The following is a 25,408-nucleotide window of genomic DNA, read 5'->3' on the forward strand; positions in this document are numbered from 1 at the left end:
GAGCGCGGGTAGCAGTCTTTCGAGACGGCAGCGTGAAGGGGATGAGGGACATGAAGGCGCTCACCTGGCAGGGCAAGCGGGACGTACGGGTCGAGGAGGTCCCGGATCCTCGCATCGAGGAACCGACCGACGCGATCGTGAAGATCACCTCGACCGCGATCTGCGGTTCCGACCTGCACCTGTACGAGGTGCTCGGGCCGTACCTGAAGCCGGGTGACGTCCTGGGCCACGAGCCGATGGGCATCGTCGAGGAGGTCGGGTCGGAGGTGACCGGGCTCAAGCCGGGCGACCGGGTGGTGGTGCCGTTCAACATCGCCTGCGGCAGTTGCTGGATGTGCTCGCGCCAGCTCTACGCGCAGTGCGAGACCACCCAGGTCACCAGCGAGGGCAAGGGCGCGGCCCTGTTCGGCTACACCTCGCTCTACGGTTCGGTGCCGGGCGGGCAGGCCGAGTACCTGCGTGTCCCGCAGGCCCACTTCGGGCCGATCAAGATCCCGGAGACCGGCGCCGACGAGCGCTACCTGTACCTGTCCGACATCCTGCCCACCGCCTGGCAGGCGGTGAAGTACGCCGACACCCCGCCGGGCGGCACCCTGGCCGTCTTCGGTCTGGGTCCGGTCGGGCAGTTCTGCGCGCGGATCGGCCGTCACCTCGGCGCGGGCCGGGTGATCGGGCTGGACCTCGTGCCGGAGCGGCTGGAGCTGGCCCGCCGGCACGGCATCGAGGTGATCGACGTCAGTCAACTGTCCGACGTGCCGGGCGCGTTGATCGACCTGGTCGACGGCCGGGGCCCGGACGCGGTGATCGACGCGGTCGGGATGGAGGCGCACGGGTCGCCGATGGGCAAGCTCGCCCACACCGCCGTCGGCCTGCTGCCGGACAAGCTGGCCCAGACGATGACCGACCGGGCCGGCGTGGACCGGCTGTCCGTCCTGCACGCCGCGCTCAAGGGGGTACGCCGCGGCGGCACCGTGTCGCTCTCCGGGGTGTACGGCGGCGAGGCGGACCCGATGCCGCTGATGGAGATGTTCGACCGGGGCATCCAGCTGCGGATGGGGCAGTGCCACGTGCGCCGGTGGACCGACGAGATCCTGCCGCTGCTCTCCGGCGACGACGACCCACTGGGCGTGGAGGACCTGCGTACCCACCGGGTGCCGCTGGCCCGGGCGCCGCAGGCGTACGAGATGTTCCAGAAGAAGGAGGACGGCTGCATCAAGGTCGTCCTCGAACCATGATCGCGTGCGTGCCGTGAGCCGGGTGGTCGTGATCGTCGGCGCGAGCAGCGGCATCGGCCGGGCGACGGCCCGGGCGTTCGCCGAGCGCGGCGACCGCCTGGTCCTCGCCGCCCGCGCCGCCACGACCCTGGCCGAGGTACGCGCCGAGTGCGCCGACGTCGACGTGCTGACCGTGCCGACCGACGTGACCGAGCCGGACGCGCTGGACGCGCTCGCGCAGGCCGCGATCGACCGCTTCGGTCGTGTCGACGTGTGGGTGCACACGGCGGCGGTGATGGCCTATGGCCGCTTCGACGAGTTGCCGCAACGGGTCTTCGACCAGGTGGTCCGGACCGACCTGCTCGGCGCGGCCGGTTCGGTGCGGGTGGCGCTGCGGCACTTCCGGGCCGCCGGGGCCGGCACGGTGATCCTCACCGGTTCGGTGCTCGGGCACATCACCGCGCCGTACATGAGCGCGTACGTGGCCAGCAAGTGGGGGTTGCAGGGTCTGGCCCGGACGGTGCAGCAGGAGTTGCGCGACAGCCCGGAGATCCGGCTGTGCCTGGTCAACCCGGGCAGTGTGGACACCCCGGTGTACCAGCAGGCGGCCAACTACCTGGGCCGCATCGGGCGACCTCCGCCGCCGGTGGCCGGGCCGCAGCGGGTGGCTCGGGCCATCGTGCACTGTGTGGACCGACCTCGCCGGGAGGTGTCGGTGGGCCGACTCAACGTGCTGATGCGGGCCGGCTTCATCGTCCTGCCGGGGGTCTACGACGTGTTGGTTGGGCCGTTGATGCGCGCGGCGGGCCTGAGTGGACGGTCGGTCGCCGCGAACGACGGCTCGGTCTTCACCGCGAACCCGGCCGGCGAGGCGGTACGCGGCGGCCACCTGCCCGACCTGCGGCAACTCGTGTCCGGGCCGGTGGGCGCGGTGGGCGCCGCGCTGCGCCGACGGTTCGGCTGACCTGTTCGGGACTGTTCGGGACATATTCGGGGGCATCGTGCATCGATCAACTCGCCTAGGGTGGTGGGCCAGCAAGCGCTCAGGCACACCACGATCGGGGAGACGATTCACCATGCGACTGAACCGCAGAACGGCACTCGGACTGGGCACTGTGGCCACCGCCGGCACCGTGCTGGGCGCCGCCGCCCCGGCGAGCGCGGCTGAGACCACCGAGGCGTCGCCGACCACCCCCGCTCGGGCCGCCCGTCGGGTCGCCTCCGTCTTCGCCAAGCACAGCGCCGAGGCCGGCGGCAACTGGCAGGCGTACGTCAGCGTCGCCGACCCGGCCGGTGCGCCGGTGGTAGCGGTCGAGGCGGACGCGGACCGGCGGATCGAGGCGTACAGCGTCAACAAGATCGCCGTCGCCACGGCGGTGCTCGACAAGGTCGACCGGGGGCTGCTCACCCTGGACCAGCAGGTCGAGGTGTCCGCGGCGATCGTCGTGCCGGGCGGCGACGGCATCTTCAGCCTGGACGGCGCGTACCCCAGCCTGGTCACCATCGGGCACGTGCTGGCCAACCTGCTGACCGTCTCGGACGACACGGCGGTGCGGCTGTGCGGGCTGGTCGCCCCGGCCGCCGAGATCAACTCCATCCTGGTCGCCAAGGGCTTCCCGAACACCCAGGTCCAGCCGGTGGCCAACCCGAACCGGTTCTTCCTCGGCACCAGCACCCCCCGGGAGACGCACGACCTGCTGCGCGCCCTGGTCGCCGGCACGCTGCTCTCCCCCGCCTCCACGACGTACCTGTTGGGCCTCCTGCGCTCCCCGGTGGCGTTCACCGACGGCATCCGACGCACCATGTCCTCCGACGAGCGGGCCCGGATCGCCACGAAGGCCGGCTGGTACGCCGACGCCCGCCACGAGGCCGGTGTGATCTTCGACCGCTCCGGCGCGGCGGTGCTCACCTACGCCCTCTTCGCCGACGGGCAGGCCAACCCGGAGGACTTCGGCGCGACCCACCCGGCGGTGCAGGCCCGGGCCGCCATGGGCCCGAAGTTCCTGGCGGCGGTGGACCGGATCGCGGGCGTGGGCACGACGTTCCGGATCACCGCCCGGCGCCCCAGCAACGGCGGCTGAACAGGCTCTCAACCTCGTCCCGGGTCGGTCGTCGCCGCGGCGGCCGACCCGGCGTGGCCACCACCGAGGCACGGGTCGGTCCGGGTGACTACCGTGTAGGGCGGACACGTCGGAGGGACGGCAATGGCACGAGCGCAGAACACGGACGTCGAACGGTCGCTCGGGCGGCGGATGCGGGGCGTCGCCGGCCTGGCCGCGCTGGCCGGCCTGGCCTGGGTCGCCCGGGATGTGCCGGCGGCGCTGGGCGGCCGACTCAGCGGGGCGCGGGCCGAACGGGCGGCCCGCTCGCCGCAGTTCCGCGATGGCACCTTCCACAACCGGGCCGGCACCCGCACGATGGTCGCCGAGCCGGGGCGCAACCTGGTCCGCGAGCTGATCTTCGGCAAGCAGAAGCGGCGTCCGACCGCAGCCGTCCCGCTGCTGCGCCCCAGCGCCGACGAGCCGCAGGCCGCCGACGAGCTCAACATCGTCTGGTACGGCCACGCCTCGACGCTGATCGAGATCGAGGGCCGGCGGGTGCTGCTCGACCCGGTCTGGAGCGAACGCTGCTCCCCCTCGGGTCTGGTCGGCCCACGCCGGCTGCACGAACCGCCGGTGGGCATCGACGAGCTGCCCCCGCTGGACGCCATCCTGATCTCGCACGACCACTACGACCACCTCGACATGGCCACCGTGCGGGCGCTGCTCGGCGGGCAGTCCGCGCCGTTCCTGGTGCCGCTCGGAGTGGGCGCGCACCTGGACCGTTGGGGCGTACCCGCCGAACGGATCATCGAGCTGGACTGGTCCGAGTCGCACCAGGTGGCCGGCCTGGAGATCACCGCCACCGCCGCCCAGCACTTCTCCGGACGCGGGCTGCGCCGCGACGGCACCCTGTGGAGCTCGTGGGTGGTGGCCGGCGCGCGCCGCAAGGTCTTCTACACCGGCGACTCCGGTTACTTCGACGGGTACGCCGAGATCGGCGCCGAGCACGGGCCGTTCGACGTGACGCTGATGCAGATCGGCGCGTACGACCGGGCCTGGCCGACGATCCACATGTTCCCGGAGGAGGCGGTCAGCGCCCACCTCGACCTGCGCGGCGGGCTGTTCGTGCCGGTGCACTGGGCGACCTTCAACCTGGCCCTGCACGACTGGTCCGAGCCGGTGGACCGGCTGTGGGCCGAGGCGAAGGCCCGCGACGTGCGCCTCGCCGTGCCCCGTCCCGGCGAGCGGGTCGTCGTCGACGAGCCGCCCGCCGTCGACGGGTGGTGGCAGGCCGTCGCCTGAGGCACCCCAGAGCAGGCGTCGCCTGAGGCGGGCCGTCGCAGGATCGCCTGAGGCGGGCCGTCGCAGGATCGACTGGGGCGGGCCGTCGCAGGATCGACTGGGGCGGGCTGTCGCAGGCACCGCCGGTCGGGTCAGAGCACGAACGCGTCGGTCCAGAGCGCGCCGGAGCGGCCGGAGAGCGCGTCCAGCATGGCCACCGCCTGACCGTCGGTGAGCTGCGCGACGAAGTCGACGATGGCCCGGCCCCGGGCCCGACCGATCCGGTCCGGGGTACGCGGGTGCAGCTCCGCCTCGGCCAGCTCGACCAGGTCGTGCAGTCGGCGGGGCAGCCGGGACTCCTCCTCCGGGTCGAGCAGCCACTCCCAGAGGGCCTCGACCAGGGTGCCCAGCAGCCGGGCCTGGCCGCGCTGGTGCAGGGCGAGGTCCGGGCGGGCCAGCACGAACCGGTGGTGGACGAACTTGAGCACCTGCACCTCGTGCCACTGGGCGCAGCCCAGCAGCACGTGCCCGGAGCGCACCGACGGCTGTTCGGTGACCGTGATCGCCTCGACGAAACGGGTGGACCAGCGGGCGGAGAACCGGGCCACGTACTGCTCGGCCTCGATCGAGCCGTCGAACGGCATCGCGAGCAGCCCGTCCACCAATTCCTCGCGGACGTGCTCGACGGCGGCGGCGAACGCGTCGTCGTCGGCGATCCAGGCGTCCTTGCGGTGCAGTTGCCGGCGTAGCCGCTCGATCGCCGCCCCGGGTCGCCGGGCAGCCGTGGCCAGCGCCGCGTCGGTGATCGCCCGCAGCTGCCCGCTCTCGCGCTGCCAGGCCATCAACTCCGCGGAGACCGAACCCTGCTGGAGCACCCCGACCCGGTAGAAGTCCTCCACGTCGTGTATGGCGTACGCGATGTCGTCGGCGGTGTCCATCACGGACGCCTCCACGGTCTGCTGCCAGTCCGGGATGCGGTCGGCGAACGGTGCCCGGGCCTGCCGCAGGTCGTCCAGCTCGGTCCGGTACGCGCCGAACTTCGACGACCCGCTCTCCGGGTCGTCCGGCGGCGGGGTGGCGCCGCGCGGCGGCGGGTCCATGGTGCGCGGGTGCGGGTCCGGGTGGTCCAGGCGGGTCCACGGGTACTTCAGCATCGCCGCGCGGACCGCAGCGGTCAGGTCCAACCCGGTGGTGGCCGCGCCCCGGATCTCGGTGCTGGTGACGATGCGGTACGACTGCGCGTTGCCCTCGAAACCGTCGGAGAGGCCGAGACGCTGGCGGGCCAGCCGGTCCAGCACCCGCTCGCCCAGGTGCCCGAACGGTGGGTGGCCGAGGTCGTGGGCGAGCGCCGCCGCCTCCACCACGTCGGGGTCGCAGCCGCCGAGCTTGTCCAGCAGGTCACGCCAGCGTTCGTCGGCGCCCAACCGCTCGGCGACCGCCCGGGCCACCTGGGCGACCTTGAGGCTGTGGGTGAGCCGGTTGTGCACCAGCAGCCCGGAGCCGACCGGGCTGATCACCTGGGTGACGCCACCGAGGCGGGCGAAGAACGGCGAGCCGACGATCCGGTCCCGGTCGGCCCGGAACGGGTTGGCCGTGAGGTCGCCGAGGGCCCGGGCGCTGCCGCCGAAGAGCCGCCGGGCACGCGGCTCCGCAGCAGATTCCATGATCGCAACGCTAGCGCAGGCCCGACGGGACCGCCGCCGGTCACCCCGGCCGGGCGGTGCGGTGCGGTCTGCCGCCCCGGCCGGGCGCGGCGACAGCGACCGGGGCCGCCCGGCAGAATGCAACCGGTACCCACTCCCGAAGGCGGATCGAGATCGTGACCCAGTCTGTTCATCACCGGATCGCCGACGAGCTCGGCGTGGCCGAGCGTCAGGTGCGGGCGGCCGTGGAGCTGCTCGACGGCGGCGCCACAGTGCCGTTCATCGCCCGCTACCGCAAGGAGGCCACCGGCCTGCTCGACGACACCCAGCTGCGCACCCTGGAGGAGCGGCTGCGCTACCTGCGCGAGCTGGACGAGCGGCGGGCCGCGGTGCTGGAGTCGATCCGCGGCCAGGGCAAGTTGGACGAGGCCCTGGAAGCGCAGATCATGGCCGCCGACTCGAAGTCCCGGCTGGAGGACATCTACCTCCCGTACAAGCCGAAGCGGCGGACCCGGGCGCAGATCGCCCGCGAGGCCGGATTGGCCCCGTTGGCCGAGACGCTGCTGGCCGACCCGGGACAGGACCCTCGGTTGACGGCCGCCGGGTACGTCGACGCGGACAAGGGCGTCGCCGACGCCGCCGCCGCGTTGGAGGGCGCCCGGGCCATCCTCATCGAGACCTTCGCGGAGGACGCCGACCTGATCGGCACGCTGCGCGAGCAGATGTGGTCGCGGGGCCGGCTGGTTTCCCGGGTACGCGAGGGTCAGGAGACGGCCGGCGCGAAGTTCGCCGACTACTTCGACTTCTCCGAGCCGTACCCGAAGCTGCCCTCGCACCGGATCCTGGCGATGTTCCGGGGCGAGAAGGAGGGCGTGCTCGACCTGACCATGGAGTCGGAGGAGGCGGGCGAGGCGGACGCCGTACCGACCGGCCCGACCCGGTACGAGGCGGCCATCGCCGGCCGGTTCGGGGTGTCCGACGCCGGCCGCCCGGCCGACCGTTGGCTGGCCGACACGGTCCGCTGGGCGTGGCGTACCCGGATCCTCATCCACCTCGGCGCGGACCTGCGGATGCGGCTGTGGCAGGCGGCCGAGGAGGAGGCCGTCCGGGTCTTCGCCACCAACCTGCGGGACCTGCTGCTGGCCGCGCCGGCCGGCACCCGGCCCACGATGGGCCTCGACCCGGGACTACGGACCGGCGTGAAGGTGGCCGTCGTGGACGCCACCGGCAAGGTGGTCGCCACCGACACGATCTATCCGCACGAGCCGCGCCGGCAGTGGGACGCGTCGGTGGAGACCCTCGCCCGGCTGGCCGGGGCGCACGGGGTGGAGTTGATTGCGATCGGCAACGGCACGGCCTCCCGCGAGACCGACAAGCTCGCCGCTGATCTGATCGCCCGACACCCGCAGCTCGGCCTGACCAAGGTGATGGTCTCCGAGGCCGGCGCGTCGGTCTACTCCGCCTCCGCGTACGCCTCGCAGGAGCTGCCCGGGATGGACGTGTCGCTGCGCGGCGCGGTCTCCATCGCCCGCCGCCTCCAGGACCCCCTCGCGGAGCTGGTCAAGATCGACCCGCGCTCGATCGGCGTCGGTCAGTACCAGCACGACCTGTCCGAGGTGAAGCTGTCCCGGTCGCTGGACGCGGTCGTGGAGGACTGCGTGAACGCGGTCGGGGTGGACGTCAACACCGCGTCCGCGCCGCTGCTGACCCGGGTCTCCGGGATCGGCGCCGGCCTGGCCGAGAACATCGTGCTGCACCGGGACGCCAACGGGCCGTTCCGCACGCGTACCGAGTTGAAGAAGGTGGCGCGGCTCGGGCCGAAGGCGTTCGAACAGTGCGCCGGCTTCCTGCGCATCCCCGGTGGCGACGACCCGTTGGACTCCTCCAGCGTGCACCCCGAGGCGTACCCGGTGGTGCGTCGCATCCTCTCCACCACGGGCCAGGACCTGCGCTCGGTGATCGGCAAGAGCGGCATCCTGCGCGGGCTGCGGGCCACCGACTTCGTCGACGACCGGTTCGGTCTCCCCACCGTCACCGACATCCTCGCCGAGCTGGAGAAGCCGGGCCGCGATCCCCGCCCGGAGTTCCGCACCGCCACCTTCGTCGAGGGGGTGGAGAAGATCAGCGACCTGAACCCGGGGATGGTGCTGGAGGGCGTGGTCACCAACGTGGCCGCGTTCGGCGCGTTCGTCGACGTCGGGGTACACCAGGACGGCCTGGTGCACGTCTCGGCGATGTCCCGGACCTTCGTGAAGGACCCCCGCGAGGTGGTGAAGTCCGGCGACGTGGTCAAGGTCCGGGTGCTCGACGTGGACGTACCCCGCAAGCGCATCTCACTGACCCTGCGCCTGGACGACGAACCCGCCGCCGGTGGTGGCGGCGGTGGTGGTCGGGCGGGTCAGGAGGGGCGGGGCGGCCCGGCGCAGCGCGCGCCGCAGGGTGGTCGCGGCGGGCAGGACGGTCGTAGCGGTGGACAGGGCGGTCGCGGCGGGCAGGACGGTCGCGGCGGCTCATCGGGCGGTCGTGGTGGGCAGGGCGGTCGAAGCGGCGGGCAGCCGGGTGGTCGCGGCGGGCAACGGCAGGGCGCACCCGCGCCGGCCAATGACGCGATGGCGGAGGCCCTGCGCCGCGCCGGACTGGCCTGACCCAGCGCGAGAGGTGACCGGAATACGGCCGAGCGGACGGTGACCGGAACACGGCCGAACGGGCGGCCGTCCGGGCACCTCGGCCACGGCGCTCGCCATCACAACGCCGAGGCACAGCAGATCTTGGACAGTTTCCGTTCTGTCAGGACGGAAACTGTCCAAGATCTGGAGCCATCGCGCCGTCAAGGTGAGCCCAGCCCCTGCCGAGAACGGCCGGGGGCGGCGACCCGCACTGGCAGCGGCGGTGGCAGCGGGCGAGGTTCCTGGTGGAGGCGCTGCCCACCGGCGAACCACCGGCGATCAATGCGCTGCCGTACTCGTGACGAACCCGGTGATGGCCGGCGTCGCCCGGCACACGCTGCGGGCCGTGCTCGACCGAGTGGACTCGCGTACCGTCGGCGTCGTGGGTCAGCGAGACGACCGGGAGTGGCGGGATCAGCAGCGGCAGGCGGTGCGGGCGCACGCCGACGCGGACGCGCGGCGGCGGGCCGCCGAGCACGCGGAGGCGGCGGAGCTGGTCGCCTGGTTCGTGGCCGAGGCGACCCGGCGGGGCCTGCGCACCACCCGGCTGGTCGCCCGGGGGTACGACGGGCGTGGGCGTTACCGGACCGGGCTGACCGGGTGGTACGTCGACCGGGCCGAGACCCGCGCGGTGGACGTGACCGGCCGGTTCCACCTGCTGACCGTGCCGGGAGGTCTGCGGGCCCGGCTGTTCGGCGTCGACCCGCAGCCCAGCCCGGCGCCGTTGGTCGTCGGAGCGGGGGGCCGCGACGGTGAGTCGATCCCGCTGCGGACGCTGCTCAGCCGGCTGCTGGACGACGGGCCCGCCGGGCCAGGTTCCACCACCATGCCTGCTGCACCACGAGGGTGAGCAGGCCGGCAAGGACGATCGCGCTCAGGTTGATCACCAGTTGGAGCGCCGAGCCTCCCGCTTCGTCCCACACTCCGTAGGCGGCCGCCACCGCCACGTTCGCCGCCGCCGGCACCGTGGTGACCGAGATCAGCACGCCGACCAGGCTGCCGGACTTCTTCGACGTCAGCGAGAGCATGCCGGCGACACCGGCGAGTAGACCGACCACCCAGGACAACGCGTCCGGCCGCCAGATGAAGTCGGTGAGCGGACGCTCGTCCAGCAGCATCTCCCGACTGACCAGACCGGCGGCGGTCAGCGCCCAGGTGCTCAGCACGGTCGCCACCATGGCCGCCAGGAAGCCGACCGCGAGAGCCTGCACGGAGCGGCCGACCACCCCGAGTTGGCGGCGCAGCAGCGCCACGCACAGCGCGGCGAGAGGGCCGAACTCCGGGCCGACCACCATCGCCCCGACGATGAGGATCGGCTGGTCCAGCAACACACCGATGCCGGCGATCATCGTGGCCACCACGATCAGCACGAGGTAGGTGCCGGACAGTTCGGTCTGCTCGCCGGTCTTCGCGGCGATCTCGTCCCAGACCACCGCGTCCGCCCCGCTGCCCGGGGCCCTGTCCGCCGCCCGGTCGGCCGCCGCGGAAATGGTCAACTCGACGTCCTCGGCCGCGATGCCGCCGTCGGTGTCCACGCCGATCCGCTGCAACTGCCCCAGTACGCGGTCGGCGCTCTCCCGCACCACGTCACAGAGGATCAGGTCGCCGGGTGGCTGCCGGGCGGCACCGGGGAGCACGGCCAGATGGGTCACCCCAGGCTCCTCGGCCAGCATGTCGACGACCTCCGCCGACCGGTCCTCCGGCGCGACCACCCTCAGGTGCAACACGTCATCTCCCTCGCCCGACCGGCTGGTTCTTCCCTCGCCCGACCGGTCGCCGCGACTCTACCGCTCGGTCCATCGGCCGCAAGAGCTGCACAAGGGCACGGATCTGGCCGTGTCCGACTACGGGGTTTCGGGGTTGATCGGGGGAATGCGGACCGAGCGTCGCTAATCAGCCTCGCCATACGGTCTGTCCTGCTATGAATAATACGTACCTTTTGTGAACATCGCATGGGAGGTCCAACGTGCCGGTGCCTGGTGGTCTCGTCGACGCCGACCTGTCGCTGCCCCGGACCAGCCCGCAGCGGGGTAAGCGGATCGTCGACGTCGTCGTCGCGGCAGTCCTTCTCATCCTGTCGTCACCGGCATTGCTCGTGGTGACGGTGCTGGTCGCGGTGGGCCTCGGCCGCCCGGTGCTGTTCCGCCAGTGCCGTGCCGGACTGCACGGCCAGCCCTTCGAGATGGTCAAGTTCCGCACCATGCGGCCACCCAACCTGAGCCTCGGCCTGCTCGGCGACCGGGACCGACTCACTCCGCTCGGACGCTGGCTGCGCGCCAGCAGCCTGGACGAACTGCCCACGCTCTGGAACGTGCTGCGGGGCGACATGAGCCTGGTCGGCCCTCGGCCACTGCTGCCCGAATACCTCGGTCGCTACTCCCCCCACCAGGCCCGACGACACGAGGTGCGCCCCGGCGTCACCGGGTTGGCCCAGGTGCGCGGACGCAACAGCATCAGCTGGGAAGAGAAGCTGGACTTCGACGTGCGGTACGTGGACAGCCACACCATGAGAACCGACCTGTCGATTCTCGTCGCGACAGTGCGGACCGTGCTGCGGCGCGAGGGAATCTCCGCGGCGGGGTCCGTCACGGCTCCCGAGTTCATGGGTACGCCGCACTGGTCCCCGCCCGCACGCACCACCTCGACCACCGCTACCACCGGCTCGGGCGGTGCCCGATGAGGGAGACCGTGTACCTGTCCCCGCCGGACATCGGGCCGCTGGAGGAGTCGTACCTGGTCGCCGCCCTCCGCTCGGGGTGGGTCGCCCCGGTCGGCCCCGACCTCCAGGCGTTCGAACACGACGTCGCCGAGCGGGTGGGCACCGGAGGGGCGGTCGCCGTCAACTCCGGGACGGCCGCCCTGCACCTGGCGCTGCTCGGCGTCGGCGTCGGGCCCGGCGACGTGGTCATCGTGCCCACCCTCACCTTCATCGCCACCGCCAACGCCGTCCGCTACATCGGTGCCCGCCCGGTCTTCGTCGACTGTGACCCCCGCACCGGCAACGTGGACGTGGGCCTGGTCGACGACCTGCTGCGACGGCTGCGGTCCCGCGGCGAGCGGGTCGGCGCGGTCGTGCCCGTCGACATGTTCGGCAGCTGCGTCGACTACACCGGGCTCGTCCCGCTCTGCGCCGAGGCCGGCGTCCCGCTGGTCGAGGACGCCGCCGAGGCGCTCGGCTCGCACCACCGAGGCCGCCCGGCCGGGTCCTTCGGGCAGGTCGCGGCGCTCTCCTTCAACGGCAACAAGATCATGACCACCTCCGGCGGTGGGATGCTCGTCTCCGACGACGCGGCACTGCTGGCCAAGGCCCGCCACCTCGCCACGCAGGCGCGGGAACCGACGCCGCACTACGAGCACCGCGAGACCGGCTACAACTACCGCCTGAGCAACCTGCTGGCCGCGCTCGGTCGGGCCCAGTTGGTCCGGCTGGACGGGATGATCTCCCGCCGCCGTCAACTACGCGACCAGTACGCCAAGGTGTTCGCACCGGTGCCCGGCGTCGAGCTGGTCGGCATCGACGACGTCGACTCCAACTGCTGGCTCACCGTCATCACGGTGGACGACGAGCACTGCGGTTGGCGAGCCGCCGACCTGGCAGCCCACCTCGCCGGCGGGAGCATCGAGACGCGGCCCGTCTGGAACCCGATGCACCGCCAGCCCGTCTTCGCCGGTGCCGAGAGTCTGCTCACCGGGGCCGCCGACCGGCTCTTCACCCACGGCCTCGCCCTACCCAGTGGCAGCGGCCTGACCGAGCAACAGGTCGGTCGGGTCTTCGAGGCGATCGACGAGTTCCTGACCAGCCACAGCGGGGTACCGGCGGCATGACGATTCCACTGGTGATCGTCGGCTGCGGTGGACACGGACGCGAGGCGCTGGGCATCGCTCGGGCGATGAACGCCGCCGCGGGCCGACCCCGATGGCACCTGGTCGGCTTCGTCGACGACCGACCCAGCGAGGAGAACCTCAAACGGGTGCAGAGACTGGACGTCCCGTACCTCGGCGGGCTGCCGTGGCTGCGCGACGCCCCTGCCGACACCCATCACGTCATCGGCATCGGGGACCCTCGGACCCGACGGGCGGTGGCCCAGCGCGTCGACGCCTACGGGACGCCGGCGACCAGCCTCATCCACCCCGCCGCGACGGTCGGGCCGGACACGGAACACGGCCCCGGGTTCCTGGCGTTCGCCGGCGCCCGGGTCACCACCAACGTGACCATCGGCCGGCACGTGCATCTCAACCAGAACGTGACGGTCGGCCACGACACCGCTCTCGCCGACTTCGTCTCGGTGAATCCACTCGCTGCCGTCTCGGGCGACTGCCAGCTCGGCGAGGCGGTGCTGATCGGCACCACCGCCGCGGTGCTCCAGGGGCTGCGCATCGGTAGCGACGCCACCGTCGGAGCGGGTGCCTGCGTGACCAGAGACGTTCCCGCCGATGTCGTGGTCAAGGGCGTACCGGCGCGCTGACCAGCACTGACCGAGACCAGACGGGATCGACACCGACGCCGCGCCCATGTGGTCCGGCACGAGGAGCAGGACGTGAGCACACACCGCCGCGGTGCCGGCAACCGGCCACTGCGCGTTCTCCAGGTGACAAGTACGGCCGTCGGCGGGGACTGGTTCTACGACCAGGTGACCGGGTTGGCGCGGCTGGGCCACGAGGTCTGCGCTGTCGTACCGGGCGAGGGCCCACTCACCGACCGCCTCCGGGCGGCCGGGGTCCGTACCGAGATCGTGTCGATGTCCGGTTGGCGCCCGCGGCAGCTCCCCCGGGTCGCGGCGGCACAACTGCGTCTCGTCCGCCTGGTCCGGCGCTTCGACCCCGATGTGGTGCACGGCCATCTGGTGAAGGCGAACATCGTCTGCCGCCTGGCCAGTCTCGCCGCCCGTCGACCGCTGCTGGTCAACCAGATCGCCGGCACCGTCCACCTGCGCAGCCCGCTGTTCAACCGCATCGATCGCGCCACCCTGCGCCGGGTGGACGTCCTGATCGGGTCGTGTCACGCGTTCGCCGAACGGTACCGGAGCCTGGGCGCGCGAGCGGTGACGGTCAGTCACTACGGGTGTGACGTGCACCGGCTCGATCCGACCGCGAGTGGGGAGTCCTTCCGGGCGGAGTTCGGGCTGACCGCCACCACCCCCACCGTCGGAATGCTCGCGCACATGTACCGCAGCCGACTCCAGGCGTTCCAGGACATCGGCTTCAAGGGCCACGAGGTCTTCCTCGACGCGGCCCCGCGCCTGCTGGACCGGGTGCCGGACGCCCACCTCTTCGTCGTCGGCGACGAGTTCACCGGCGACGTGGGCTACCGGCGTGAGCTGGAGGAACGCGCCGTCCGACTGGGCGTCGCCGAGCGCGTGCACTTCACCGGTCGCCGCAGCGACGTGCAGAGTGTCCTGGCCGGTCTCGACGTGGCGGTCACACCGTCGCTGGAGGAGTCCGCGTCGTACGCCACCATCGAGGCGCTGCTGATGGAGCGCGGCGTGGTGGCCAGCGACGTCGGCGGGTTGCCCGACACCGTGCAACATGGCGAGAGCGGCCTGTTGGTGCCTGCGGCAGACCCGGAGGCGCTGGCCGATGCCGTCGCCGACCTGCTGCGTGATCCTCAGCGGCGGGCTGCCATGGCCCGGCTCGGACGCAGCCGCTGTCTGGACCTCTTCGACATCGGGCGGACGGTCGCCGACATCGAGGCGATCTACCGGGCGGCGCTCGACGGTCGTCCACTGCCGCAGGCCGGCCTCCCACGCGAGGTGGCCCGGTGACGGCCGCGACCCCGCCCCTCGGTCCGGGCGTCAGCCCCGGTGCGGATACCGGGCCGGCGGTGACAGGCGGTCGGGACCTCGCCGCAAGCGGCCAGCCCACCACCGGTCCCGGCCCGTCGGCGCGTGCCTCGGAGCAGAGCGTGTCGGCTGCCGCCGCCGGGTCCGTCGGGACCAGGGTCGTGCTCCTGGCCGTCAGCTTGGCGACCGGCGTGTTGGCGGCCCGGGTCCTCGGCCCGCACGACCGGGGTGTGGTGGCGGTCGTCCTCGCCTGTGCGGCGATCTTCGGAGCGGTCCTCACGGTGGGAATGGAGACGGCCAACCTCCGCTTCGCGGGGGCTTCGGCCGCCGCCCACCGTCGAACCGTCTGGTGGAGTCTGCGCCACGTCGCAACGGTGGGAGTCGGCGTGGCAGCGGCCTGGGGGGCGCTGGCGCTGGTGGTCGGGCCAACCGTCCGGATCGGGCTCGACCCGGTCACCTTCGCCCTCGCGCTGAGCCTCGGCCCCGTGGTGCTGCTCTCCTCGCTGCTCGGCACGGCCGAGATCGGCCGCAGTCGCGCATCGGTCTACAACTGGACCGTCATCGGAGGGCTGCTCGTCTACGGACTGCTGCTCGTCGCCCTGACGGTGACCGACCGGGCCGACACCGACACGGTCATCGGCGCGTACCTCGTCGGCCAGCTCTGCGCCGCGACGGTGCTGCTCGTCCGCGCTCTGCCGTTGAGCCGCGACCCCGGCACACCTGAGGACGGGCCCGCGTACCGGGCGTTCGCCCGCCGGGTGTACGCGCCCAACCTGGCCCAGTTCGCGATGGTGCGCAGCCAGGTCCCCGCCATCCACCTGGTGGCCGGTGCCGGCGCCGTCGGCGTCTACTCGGTCGCGGTGCCGTTCGCCGAGATGCTCCTGGTGCTCCCGGTGGCGCTCAGTCTCATCCTGGTGCCGGCGGTCGCACACGGCGGCGCCGACTGGCACACGGTCCGTCGGATGTCGGTGCAGACACTGCTCATCACCGCCGTCGGGGCGGGGCTGCTGGCCGCTGTCGCGCCGCTGGCCTTCCCGCTGCTCTTCGGCCCGCAGTTCGCCGAGGCCGTACCGGTGCTCTGGGCGATGCTGCCCGGCCTCATCGTGCTCGCGGTCGCCCGCACCGCGCAGAGCTACCTGACGGCCGTCGACCGTCCGGGCCCGCCGACCCTGGCGGCCGTCAGCGCCGCCATCGGCGGGCTGCTCGCCATGGTCGTCCTGATCCCACGCTTCGGCACGCTCGGCGCGGGCGTCGCCGTGTCGGCCGGATACGTCCTCTACGGCCTGGTCGTCGGCTGGGCCTTCCTCGACTACCGGCCTGTCCAGGGCCGGAGAAACGGTCCGGCCAGAATGACGACTGAACGGGGCGGCCGGCACGCGAGGCCAACGACACCGGACCGCGACTCCCTGCTGCCGGCGTGGGGACGAGCGGCCGGCGTACTCGTCGCCGGCATGGCCGCCGGTGTGGTGGCGGTGCAGGACACCTCGTTCCTGCTGCGGCTGGCCGCCCTCGCCGTGGTGGTGCTCGTCATCATCCTGCCCGGCTTCGGCCTCTACTGCATCGCTCTGGCGGTGCCCGCGTCGCAACTGCCCATCGCCCCGGCGGCCAGCAGCACCACGCCGCTGCTGGCGCTGATCCTCTGCACCCTGGTCGGCACGTTGCTCCGTGGCCGGGCGACCCGCCGCAGCACCCCCGCCGTCCTCATCGTGGCCGGCCTGACCTGCGTCCTCGCTCTCGGTGTGACGATCGGTGGCCAACCCAACCAGGCGTTCCGGTCGGTCGCCGCGATCGCGATACCCCTGGCCTGTATTCCACTCATCGACACTGCCCGAGCCCGCTCACGGTCCGTCCTGCTCGTGTTCGCGGTCGCGGCGACCGGCGTCGGTCTGTTCCACGCCGCGCTCGCCCTGATCGGAGCGCCGGTGCTCGCCGAGGAGAACCCGGACCTCGCCGAATCCCTCAGCAGCCTGAACCACAACGCGTGGGGGCCGATGTTGCTGCTGGCGCTCGCCGTGCTGCTGGCCCGGCTGCGGCCGGGCGTGTCGGGCACAGCCCGCGTCCTGACCGTCGCGGCCATCGCCGCCGTGGTCGTCAGCGTGGTGCTGTCCTACAGCCGATCGACGTACATCGGCGGAGCGCTGCTCCTGCTCTGCTTCGCGATCCAGCGACGGCGCACCGTGGCCCTGGCTCTCACCGGCATGGTCGTCGTCCTCACCGTCGGCCTGACCGGGGTGCAACTGGTGCCGGACCAGGTGGCCGAGCGGATCTCGTACACCACAGTGGACGGGAGGCTGGACAGCTCCAGCAGCGTACGCCTCGACCTGTGGCTCAGTGCCCTGCGGATGGCCGCCGACCACCCTCTCGCCGGCGTGGGTTTCCAGAACTTCCGGGCCCACCTGCCGGAGTACTTCCAGCCCGAGGTCACCGTGGCCGCGGTCGACGTGCAGCTCGACAGCCTCAACCACGCCCACAACACCTACCTCACGGTGCTGGCCCAGACCGGGCTGGTCGGCGTCCTCCTGGTCGGCGGGCTCCTGTTCATCGTGGTCCGCCAGGCCCGTCGACGCCTGCGCGCCGGCGACCAGAGCGCGGAGGCGGCAGTGCTCGGCATGGCTGCGATCGGGGGGTGCAGCCTCTTCGGGGAGCCGCTGCTCACCCTGCCGGTGCTCATCCCGTTCGTGCTGCTCCTGGCCGCCGCCACGGCCCGTTCGCAGGCCGAGCCGGAACGCGTGACCGACCCGCGTCCCGCCGGGCCGAAGCACTCCGTGCGGACCCGACCGGCCTGGACGCCCGACCAGAGCGGCTACGGCCTGCGCCGCGGACGGTCCGCCACCGACAAGGTCCTGACGTGATCATGAAGGAGACGAAGGTGACCGCGACGCGTCCCGACACACCGACGATCGAGAGCCACGACCAGCCGCGTCGGCAGCGGGCCGCCCCGGGCCCGGCCCCCACGCCCGTACTTCCGTCCGTCATGTTGCTCTGCGGCGCAAGCTCGCTGCACGCCCGCAAGTGGGCGGTCGCCCTGGCCGAACGCGGTCATCCGGTCATCGCGGTCAGCTGGATCGACGCGGAGCCCATCGACGGCGTCGAACTGCGCGTGGCGCCCGGGACCGGCCGGACCCGCAAGGGACGGTGGGGAGCGGTGTGGCAGCTCGCCGCCGCCGGCTGGTGGCTGCGGCGGCAGACGCGCGAGGCTCGCCCCGACGTGCTGCACGTGCACTCGGTAGGGATGGCGGGTCTGCTGTCGCTGCTGGCCCCGCGTCGACCCGCCCGGGTGGTCACGCCCTGGGGAGTCGACCTGCAGTCAGCGCGCCGGTCGCGGGTCCGCAGATGGGTCGCCCGCGCCGCCCTTCGCCGCTGCGACCTCGTCCTTCCCACCGCGGAGTCGGTCCGTACCGAGATCATCGAGCGCTACCGGATACCGGCGGACCGCACCCAGACCGTGTCGTGGGGAGTGGACGACAAGCTGTTCGCGCTCCGGGACACCGTGACGCCGGCATCGGTGCGGGCCGAGTTCGGCATCCCGGCCGACGCGACAGTGCTGTTCGCCGCCCGGACGGCCGGTCCCGTCTACCGCACCTCCGAGGTCCTGCGGGCGTTCGCCCGGGTGGCCGGCGCTCGTCCCGACCTGCACCTCGTCGTCCTGGCCGGGCACCGTCCCGCCGAGGCGGCGGCCGCCGCAGCGCAGCGACGGTGCGTCGCCGAAGCCCACGAACTCGCCGCGAGCCTGCCCGGGCGGGTCACGGTCCTGGACCGGTCTCTGACACCGGAGGACACCTTCCGGCTGATGCGGGCGAGTGAGGTGAGCATCTCCGTTCCTCGCTTCGACCAGCGCAGCTGCACGGTGCTGGAGGCGGCGCTCGCCGGTTGCCGGCTTCTGCTCGCGGATCTGCCGCCGTATCGCGAGATGGTCGACGACGGCATGGCGGCCGACATCCTCACCGGGCCGTTGGAGACCGCGCTGGCGGAACAACTCATGGCCGCCCGCCCGCTGGAGCCGACTCTGCAAGAGCGCAACCGACGCTTCATCGAGACGTCGGAGTCCTGGTCCCGCCAGGTCTCCGTCGTGCAGGAGTCCTACCGACAGCTGAGCGCCGACCGAGCCGGGGTGACCCGGTGAGGATCGTCTACCTGCACCAGTACTTCCGCACACCGGCCATGTCCGGCGGCACCCGGTCGTACGAGTTCGCCCGCCGTCTGGTCCGCAACGGCCACGACGTGCACGTGGTGACCAGCGACACCGAGCCCTCGTCGGGCGCCCGGCAGACCTGGCGGACCACCGTCGAGGCGGGCGTGGTGGTGCACTGGGCGGCTGTCCCCTATCGCAACGCGATGTCCTTCCGGGAGCGGCTCTCGGCCTTCGGGCAGTTCGCCCGGTTGGCGGCTCCGCGCGCGGCGTCGCTGGAGCAGGACGTCGTCTTCGCGACCAGCACGCCGCTGACCATCGCGCTGCCCGCTGTCTACTCCGCCCGCCGCCGCCGGACGCCGCTGGTGCTGGAGGTACGCGATCTCTGGCCGGAGGTGCCGATCGCGCTGGGCGCGTTGCGGTCGCCACTGACGCGACGTGCGGCCACCGGTCTGGCGGGGTGGGCCTACCGCAACGCCGCTCACATCCTGGCGCTGTCGCCGGGGATGGCGGCGGGCGTCCGGGCACGGCACCCCCAGGCCGCGGTGACGGTCATTCCCAACGGCTGCGACCGTCAGTTGTTCGCCGACGCGGACGCCGCCGGCCGAGCGCTTCGGGATCGCACACCGTGGTTGGGCGACCGTCCTCTGATCCTGTACGCGGGGACGCTCGGGTTCGTCAACGACGTGGGCTATCTGGTGCGGATGGCCGAGACGCTGCGTCGTGACCACCCCGACGTGCGGATCGCGATCGTCGGGCAGGGCGCGGAGACGGCACAGGTGCGCGCACAGGCAGCCGCGTCCGACGTCCTGGACCGGAACCTGTTCATGGTCGACCAGGTGCCGAAGGCCGAGGTGGTGGCGTTCTTCGGTGCCTGCGATCTCGCCGTCTCGACGGTGCGCGACGAGCCCGCGTTGCACGCCAACTCGGCCAACAAGGTCTTCGACGGGTGGGCCGCCGGTCGGCCGGTCGCGGTCAACCACGAGGGATGGATCGCCGACATCCTGCGCCGTAGCGGCGCCGGACTCGTGCTGCCCGCGGGAGATCCCGCCGCGGCGGCGACGCTCGCTGGCGCGTTCGTCAGCGATCCGGCCAGGACCGCCGCGGCGCGGGCCGCGGCGCGGGTGGTCGCCGCCAACGAGTTCGACCGGGACCTGCTCTTCGAACGGTTCGAGGACGTGCTGCGGGGGGCGGTGGTGCCACGACAGTCGGCCAGGTCAGCAGCGGGACAAACTTCGTGAACAGCGATAAACCCGTCATAAAGTGATTAGTTTTGGTAGACGCCAATAAGACCATCTTGGTGGTTTAACCCCGGATGGGCCGCTATCGCAGCAGGAGTTTCCACATGCAACCTTTGGGGACAAGCCCCAGCGATTCCATACGCCTCGGCCGGTCGCATCGCAACCTTCGACTGGCCGGCCGCCTCCTCGCCGCGGACACCCTCGCCTGGATCGCGGGTTTCGCCGTCGCCGCGTGGGTGCGCTTCGAGTTCTCGCTCACCGGCCCCGCCCTGGCCCGCGCGATCGGCATGGGCGTGGTCGCCGCGGCAGCGCACGTCGCCGTGTCCGCCGTTCGCCGCAACCTGTCCGGCCGGCATCCCCTGGGCAGCGTCGAGGAGATGCAGGGGCTCGCCAACACGGCCCTCACCACCGGCGTACTCCTGCTGATCGCCCTCGTGCCCATGACCTCCCGACCGGTGCCCGCGAGCACGCCGCTCGTCGGCGCGGTGATCGCGCTGGCCGTCATGCTCGCCACCCGTCTGGCGTACCGCAGCCGCAGCGACCGGACGTTGCGCCCGGACGCCGGCCGCGCCGAGCCGGTGCTGCTCTTCGGCGCGGGCTCCGCCGGTCAGGGACTGCTGCGGGCCATGCTGAGTGATCCGGCAGGGCAGTTCCTGCCCGTCGGCATGCTCGATGACGACCCGCAGAAACGCCACCTGTCGCTGGCCGGCGTGCGCGTGCTCGGCTCTCGCTCCGACATCGACACGGTCGTGCGGCGTACCGGCGCGAAGATGGTGATCTTTTCCGCCGCCAACGCCGACTCCGAACTGATCAACGAGGTTCGCGAGAGCACCCTGAAGACCGGGGCGACGTTCAAAATCCTTCCTTCGGTACGGGAACTCGTCGACCACCGGATCACCGTGAACGACGTTCGCGACCCGGACATGGCGGACCTGCTCGGACGACGACAGGTGATCGGCGACCTCCGGGACGCGGAGTCCCAGCTGCGCGGACGCCGGATCCTGGTGACCGGCGCCGGTGGGTCTATCGGCTCCGAGCTGTGCCGCCAGATCATGCGGGCCGATCCGGGCGAACTGATGATGCTCGACCGGGACGAGTCGGCCCTGCACGCCCTGCAACTGTCGATGTCGGGCCGGGCGATGTTGGACAGCCCCGAGCTGATCCTCGCCGACCTGCGCGACGAGGAACGGATCCGGCGGGTGATGGCGGAACGCCGACCCGAGATCGTGTTCCACGCGGCGGCCCTGAAACACCTGACACTGCTGCAGCGCCACCCGGGCGAGGCGGTCAAGACGAACGTGTTCGGCACGCAGACAGTGCTCAACGCGTGCCGCGACGTGGCGAGGTTCGTCAACATCTCGACCGACAAGGCCGCCGACCCGGTCAGTGTTCTCGGCTACTCCAAGCGGATCACGGAGCGGTTGACCGCGAACGCCGCCGCGACGCACGGCGGCACGTTCCTCAGCGTCCGCTTCGGCAACGTCCTGTCCAGCCGAGGGTCGGTCGTCACGGCGTTCCGGGCCCAGATCGAGGCGGGCCTGCCGATCACTGTCACCCACCCCGACGTGACGCGTTACCTGATGACAGTGCAGGAAGCGGTGCACCTGGTGCTCCAGGCCGCCGGCATCGGCCGCGACGGCGAGGCGCTCGTCCTCGACATGGGCGAGCCGGTACGGATCGACGACATCGCTCGCCAGTTGGCGAGCCAGGCACCCGGACCGGTCCAGATCGTCTACACGGGGCTCCGGCCGGGCGAGAAGCTCCACGAGGACCTGATCGGCGCCGGCGAGCGGGACCTGCGCCCGCTGCACCCGCTCATCTCGCACGTGGAAGTGCCCCCACTCGACCCCATCGAGATCACCACGCTGGATCCGTTCGAGGACCCCGAGAAGATCATCGACCGGCTCGCGTGGCTGTGCGCCCAGTCGACTGGCGTCGTCGCGCAGCAGGCCGTCAAGTCGACAGCCCCGGCGCCCAGCGCGGGCTGAGCACCGACACCGACCCCGCAGGTGACGTCCGGGATGGATTCCCGGCGCGCCTGCGGGGTCCCGGTTTCCCGGCCCGACCCGATCATCGCGAGGTGGTCGACGAGCGCCCACCCGCGCCGTCGGCCCGCCCCGCGTTGAGCGTCACACCTGGCACCAACGCCGACACGGTCAGCAACGAAACGACCATCGACTGATTGACATCGATAGCAACACACCGAAGGCTCGCGCCTACAGGTCCTTCACCCAAGGAGGCGCGATGAGACCGAGACGACTGGCGATCGCCGGCGTGGTCACCCTGCTCGGCGCACTGGCACTGACCCCACCGGCCAGCGCGCGGCCGCCGTCCGACCCGGGCGTCCGCGACGGCCTGGAGGTGTACGTCGGCACTGTCGACGCGAAACAGCGGGAGCAACTGCGCGCGGTGGGGGTCGACCTCGGCCACGACGCGAAGGCGGACGCCTCCGGCCGCACGACCGTGGAGACGGTGCTCAGCCGCCGGCAGGCGAAACGGCTGACCGACCAGGGCGTCCCGTTGGCGGTGAAGAAGGTGCGCGGCAAGGACGCGTCGCAGGCGCTGCGGGAGCAGGCGGCGGCGGGCTGGACGGCGTTCCGGCCCTATGGGGAGCCGGGCGGCCTGCGGGACGAGCTGAACGCCGCAGCGGCCCGATATCCCCAGCTGGCCAAGGTGGAGACGATCGGCCGCACGCAGCAGGGCCAACCGATCGTCGCCGTCAAGGTCACCAGGAACGCACGGACCGTCGAGGACGGGAAGCGGCCCGCCGTGCTCTACGCCGGCGCGCAGCACGCCCGCGAGTGGATCACCCCGGAGATGACCCGTCGACTGATGCACCACGTCCTGGACAGCTACGGCACCGACCGGGAAATCACCAGACTCCTGGACACGACCGAGCTGTGGTTCCTGCCGGTGGCCAACCCGGACGGCTACGACCACACCTTCACCCCCGGCAACCGCCTGTGGCGCAAGAACCTGCGCGACAACAACGGCGACGGCCAGATCAGCGCCAGCGACGGCGTCGACCTCAACCGCAACTTCAGCTACAAGTGGGGGTACGACAACGAGGGCTCGTCACCGGAGCCGAACAGCGAGACCTACCGGGGCCCGGGCCCCAACTCGGAACCGGAGACCAAGGCACTGGACCGGCTCTTCAAGCGGGTCGGGTTCGAGTTCTTCGTCAACTACCACTCGGCAGCCGAACTGCTGCTCTACGGCCTCGGTTGGCAGGTGAGCACTCCCACCCCGGACGACGAGATCTACAAGGCGATGGCCGGTGACGACGCGCGCCCGGCGGTGCCCGGCTACGACCCGGACATCTCCGCCGAGCTCTACACCACGAACGGTGACACCGACAGCCACGCCACTGTTCGGTACGGCACGCTGGGCTTCACCCCCGAGATGTCCACGTGTGAGGCCGCCTCGGCGGTCGACCCCGACGACGAGTGGCGCCCGGAGGACTGCGTCAGCGGCTTCATCTTCCCCGACGACGAGGAGTTGATCGCTGGGGAGGTCAGCAAGAACCTGCCCTTCGCGCTGGCCGTGGCCAAGTCGGCGGCGGACCCGGACGAGCCGGTCTCGGTCGTCGGACGGAGCACCCCGGACTTCGTGGTGGACGCCTTCGACACCTCGTACGGGCGCACCCAGCAGGTCGCCGCGATCACCCGGCGGGCGCTGAAGAACGTGAAGATGCACTACATGGTCAACGGCGGGCGGCCGAAGACCGTCGCGGTCCGCGAGTGGCGCGGCGGTGAGCGGTACGGCGGCACGCACGACGACTACTACGCGGAGCTTCGCGGCAGGGTCGGCGGCACGAAGCCGGGCGACCGGGTGGAGGTCTGGTTCACCGGCAACAAGCCCCGGTCCGGAGTGGTCGCAAGCGAACACTTCACCTACCGGGTGCACAGCGACGTCGGAGGGGACGTGCTGATCCTCGCCGCCGAGGACGTCACCGGCCTCAGCCCGGCGCAGACCGGCACCACCGCCAAGTACGCGGACGAGGTCGCGGCATCGCTGAGCGCCGCCGGGCGGACCAGCGACGTGTACGACTTCGACGCGATGGGCCGCAAGGCTCCGCACCCGCTCGGTGTCCTGTCGCACTACCGGGCCGTGGTGTGGGAAACCGGTGACGACATCATCATGCGCTCCCCCGGCCAGGTCGCCGGCACCACGGCCAGGGCTGCGCTGGACACCGAACTGGCCGTCCGGGACTACCTGAACGAGGGCGGGAAGCTCCTGGTCAGCGGCCAGTACGCGTTGTTCGCCCAGGGTGCCAACGGTTCGTACGTCTACCACCCGGACGCGCCGCCGGAGTGCACCGACGCCGACGATCTCGCCTGCCTGCCGCTGCTGAACGACTTCCAGCAGTACTGGTTGGGGGCGCACACCTACGTCAGCGACGGCGGCACCGCGCCGGAGGGAGAGCCGTTCCCGGTCGCCGGAAGCGACGGCGCGTTCACCGGTTTCACCGGGCAGCTCAACGCCCCCGGTTCGGCGGAGAACCAGGGGCACACCGCGTCGTTCCTGACCACGTCGAGTTTCCTGCCGCCGGACGAGTTCCCGCAGTTCGCCAGCTCCGCGCCGGTGGGCTGGGCCCGACCGGGTGGCGCGCCGTTCGACCCGCGCACGGGTGAGTGGTACCTGCACAGCGGGCAGGCCGACGAGTCGTACAAGCGGCTCACCCGCACTGTGGACCTCAGTGGGGCGAGCAGCGCAGAACTGCGCTTCTTCACCTCGTACGAGATCGAGCAGAACTGGGACTTCCTCTTCGTCGAGGCGCACGAGGTGGGCAGCGACCAGTGGACGACCCTGCCGGACGTCAACGGCAAGACCAGCACGGTCACCGGGGAGAGCTGCGCCTCGGGTTGGAACCTGCTGCACCCGTTCCTCGCCCACTACCAGGGCGAGGGCTGCTCCCCCACCGGCAGCACCGGAAGCTGGAACGCGGCGACCGGGACGTCGGGCGGCTGGAAGGAGTTCGTTGTCGACCTGACCGCGTACGCCGGCAAACAGGTCGAGGTGTCGATCACGTACGCCTCGGACTGGTCGACCCAGGCTCTCGGCGTCTTCCTGGACGACGCCCGGGTGGTGGTCGACGGGTCGACGGTGGCGGAGACCTCCTTCGAGTCCGCCGACCTGGGAGGCTGGACGGTGGCCGGGCCACCGGCCGGCTCCGGTGGCAACGCCAACGACTGGTCGCGCAGCCAGCAGGCGTTCGAGGAGGGTTCGGTGGTGGTCACCGGGGACACCGTGTATCTGGGCTTCGGGTTGGAGGGCCTGCCCCCGGCGGCCCGCGACGACCTGGTCGCCCGTTCGCTGACCCACCTCACCGGGCAGCCCCGCCCCTGACGGCGGCGGTGCGTCGGTATCCCTGGGTCCTGTTCGGCAGGTCGATCACGTCCACCAGGTCCC

At 72.0% G+C, this 25,408-nt stretch carries 17 protein-coding genes; 15 read left to right on the forward strand and 2 right to left on the reverse strand.

Features of this window, described 5'->3' with window-relative positions:
* Positions 1–50: 50 nt before the first annotated feature.
* From AB0877_RS27675 to AB0877_RS27690, 4 genes are all read left to right on the forward strand, one after another.
* Positions 51–1,235 carry a zinc-dependent alcohol dehydrogenase gene (locus tag AB0877_RS27675; RefSeq protein ID WP_366612515.1) on the forward strand — a complete coding sequence of 395 codons (1,185 nt, stop codon included), beginning with the start codon at positions 51–53 and terminating at the stop codon, positions 1,233–1,235.
* A 4-nt stretch (positions 1,236–1,239) separates the two neighbouring features.
* Positions 1,240–2,178 (forward strand): SDR family NAD(P)-dependent oxidoreductase, encoded by a 939-nt coding sequence (locus AB0877_RS27680; protein WP_366612493.1) that lies wholly within the window; start codon positions 1,240–1,242, stop codon positions 2,176–2,178.
* Between the two features lie 112 nt (positions 2,179–2,290).
* A complete protein-coding gene (locus AB0877_RS27685) occupies positions 2,291–3,295 on the forward strand; it encodes a serine hydrolase (protein ID WP_366612494.1) in 1,005 nt (334 codons plus the stop codon).
* Positions 3,296–3,418: 123 nt separating this feature from the next.
* Positions 3,419–4,558 carry an MBL fold metallo-hydrolase gene (locus AB0877_RS27690; protein WP_366612495.1) on the forward strand — a complete coding sequence of 380 codons (1,140 nt, stop codon included), beginning with the start codon at positions 3,419–3,421 and terminating at the stop codon, positions 4,556–4,558.
* A 131-nt stretch (positions 4,559–4,689) separates the two neighbouring features.
* Here AB0877_RS27690 and dgt read toward each other — a convergent pair whose 3' ends face one another.
* Entirely contained in the window at positions 4,690–6,201 is a 1,512-nt protein-coding gene (gene dgt, locus AB0877_RS27695) for a dGTP triphosphohydrolase (RefSeq protein ID WP_366612496.1), read from the reverse strand.
* A 155-nt stretch (positions 6,202–6,356) separates the two neighbouring features.
* Between dgt and AB0877_RS27700 the strand changes: the two genes are divergently transcribed.
* Together AB0877_RS27700 and AB0877_RS27705 are read left to right on the forward strand one after the other, a co-directional pair.
* Positions 6,357–8,825, forward strand: coding sequence for a Tex family protein (locus AB0877_RS27700; protein ID WP_366612497.1), 2,469 nt, complete (start codon positions 6,357–6,359; stop codon positions 8,823–8,825).
* A 403-nt stretch (positions 8,826–9,228) separates the two neighbouring features.
* Positions 9,229–9,696 carry a hypothetical protein gene (locus tag AB0877_RS27705; RefSeq protein ID WP_366612516.1) on the forward strand — a complete coding sequence of 156 codons (468 nt, stop codon included), beginning with the start codon at positions 9,229–9,231 and terminating at the stop codon, positions 9,694–9,696.
* Here AB0877_RS27705 and AB0877_RS27710 read toward each other — a convergent pair.
* A complete protein-coding gene (locus AB0877_RS27710; RefSeq protein WP_366612498.1) occupies positions 9,626–10,573 on the reverse strand; it encodes a DUF389 domain-containing protein in 948 nt (315 codons plus the stop codon). The genes AB0877_RS27705 and AB0877_RS27710 overlap by 71 nt on opposite strands.
* 239 nt (positions 10,574–10,812) lie before the next feature.
* Here AB0877_RS27710 and AB0877_RS27715 point away from each other — a divergent pair, with 239 nt between their 5' ends.
* The 9 genes from AB0877_RS27715 to AB0877_RS27755 all read left to right on the forward strand — a co-directional run bounded on the left by AB0877_RS27715 (position 10,813) and on the right by AB0877_RS27755 (position 25,345).
* Entirely contained in the window at positions 10,813–11,526 is a 714-nt protein-coding gene (locus tag AB0877_RS27715; protein WP_366612499.1) for a sugar transferase, read from the forward strand.
* Complete coding sequence (locus tag AB0877_RS27720) at positions 11,523–12,671, forward strand: aminotransferase class I/II-fold pyridoxal phosphate-dependent enzyme (protein WP_366612500.1); 1,149 nt, start codon at positions 11,523–11,525, stop codon at positions 12,669–12,671. Before AB0877_RS27715 ends, AB0877_RS27720 begins: the two co-directional genes overlap by 4 nt.
* Positions 12,668–13,312: an acetyltransferase gene (locus AB0877_RS27725; RefSeq protein ID WP_366612501.1), complete on the forward strand. Its 645-nt coding sequence runs from the start codon at positions 12,668–12,670 to the stop codon at positions 13,310–13,312. Before AB0877_RS27720 ends, AB0877_RS27725 begins: the two co-directional genes overlap by 4 nt.
* 72 nt (positions 13,313–13,384) lie before the next feature.
* The gene (locus AB0877_RS27730; protein WP_366612502.1) at positions 13,385–14,608 is read left to right on the forward strand and encodes a glycosyltransferase family 4 protein; all 1,224 of its coding nucleotides are present in this window, start codon (positions 13,385–13,387) and stop codon (positions 14,606–14,608) included.
* Positions 14,605–17,478, forward strand: coding sequence for an O-antigen ligase family protein (locus AB0877_RS27735; protein WP_366612503.1), 2,874 nt, complete (start codon positions 14,605–14,607; stop codon positions 17,476–17,478). The genes AB0877_RS27730 and AB0877_RS27735 overlap by 4 nt, the downstream gene beginning before the upstream one ends.
* A 17-nt stretch (positions 17,479–17,495) precedes the next feature.
* Positions 17,496–18,749: a glycosyltransferase family 4 protein gene (locus AB0877_RS27740; protein WP_366612504.1), complete on the forward strand. Its 1,254-nt coding sequence runs from the start codon at positions 17,496–17,498 to the stop codon at positions 18,747–18,749.
* Positions 18,746–19,996 carry a glycosyltransferase family 4 protein gene (locus tag AB0877_RS27745; protein WP_366612505.1) on the forward strand — a complete coding sequence of 417 codons (1,251 nt, stop codon included), beginning with the start codon at positions 18,746–18,748 and terminating at the stop codon, positions 19,994–19,996. The genes AB0877_RS27740 and AB0877_RS27745 overlap by 4 nt, the downstream gene beginning before the upstream one ends.
* Before the next feature lie 104 nt (positions 19,997–20,100).
* Positions 20,101–21,984 (forward strand): nucleoside-diphosphate sugar epimerase/dehydratase, encoded by a 1,884-nt coding sequence (locus AB0877_RS27750; RefSeq protein ID WP_366612506.1) that lies wholly within the window; start codon positions 20,101–20,103, stop codon positions 21,982–21,984.
* 256 nt (positions 21,985–22,240) lie between these two features.
* On the forward strand, positions 22,241–25,345 hold the full coding sequence (locus AB0877_RS27755) for a M14 family zinc carboxypeptidase (RefSeq protein ID WP_366612507.1): 3,105 nt from the start codon (positions 22,241–22,243) through the stop codon (positions 25,343–25,345).
* Positions 25,346–25,408 lie beyond the last annotated feature (63 nt).

It is taken from the genome of Micromonospora sp. NPDC047644 (assembly GCF_040704315.1).
Taxonomy (GTDB): Bacteria; Actinomycetota; Actinomycetes; order Mycobacteriales; family Micromonosporaceae; genus Micromonospora.

Excerpts from the sequence above, each read along its gene's own strand:
- AB0877_RS27675 (WP_366612515.1), top strand. The coding sequence starts at position 51 with ATGAAGGCGCTCACCTGGCAGGGCAAGCGGGACGTACGGGTCGAGGAG.
- AB0877_RS27685 (WP_366612494.1), top strand. The coding sequence starts at position 2,291 with ATGCGACTGAACCGCAGAACGGCACTCGGACTGGGCACTGTGGCCACC.
- AB0877_RS27690 (WP_366612495.1), top strand. The coding sequence starts at position 3,419 with ATGGCACGAGCGCAGAACACGGACGTCGAACGGTCGCTCGGGCGGCGG.
- dgt (WP_366612496.1), bottom strand. The coding sequence starts at position 6,201 with ATGGAATCTGCTGCGGAGCCGCGTGCCCGGCGGCTCTTCGGCGGCAGC.
- AB0877_RS27720 (WP_366612500.1), top strand. The coding sequence starts at position 11,523 with ATGAGGGAGACCGTGTACCTGTCCCCGCCGGACATCGGGCCGCTGGAG.
- AB0877_RS27725 (WP_366612501.1), top strand. The coding sequence starts at position 12,668 with ATGACGATTCCACTGGTGATCGTCGGCTGCGGTGGACACGGACGCGAG.
- AB0877_RS27750 (WP_366612506.1), top strand. The coding sequence starts at position 20,101 with ATGCAACCTTTGGGGACAAGCCCCAGCGATTCCATACGCCTCGGCCGG.
- AB0877_RS27755 (WP_366612507.1), top strand. The coding sequence starts at position 22,241 with ATGAGACCGAGACGACTGGCGATCGCCGGCGTGGTCACCCTGCTCGGC.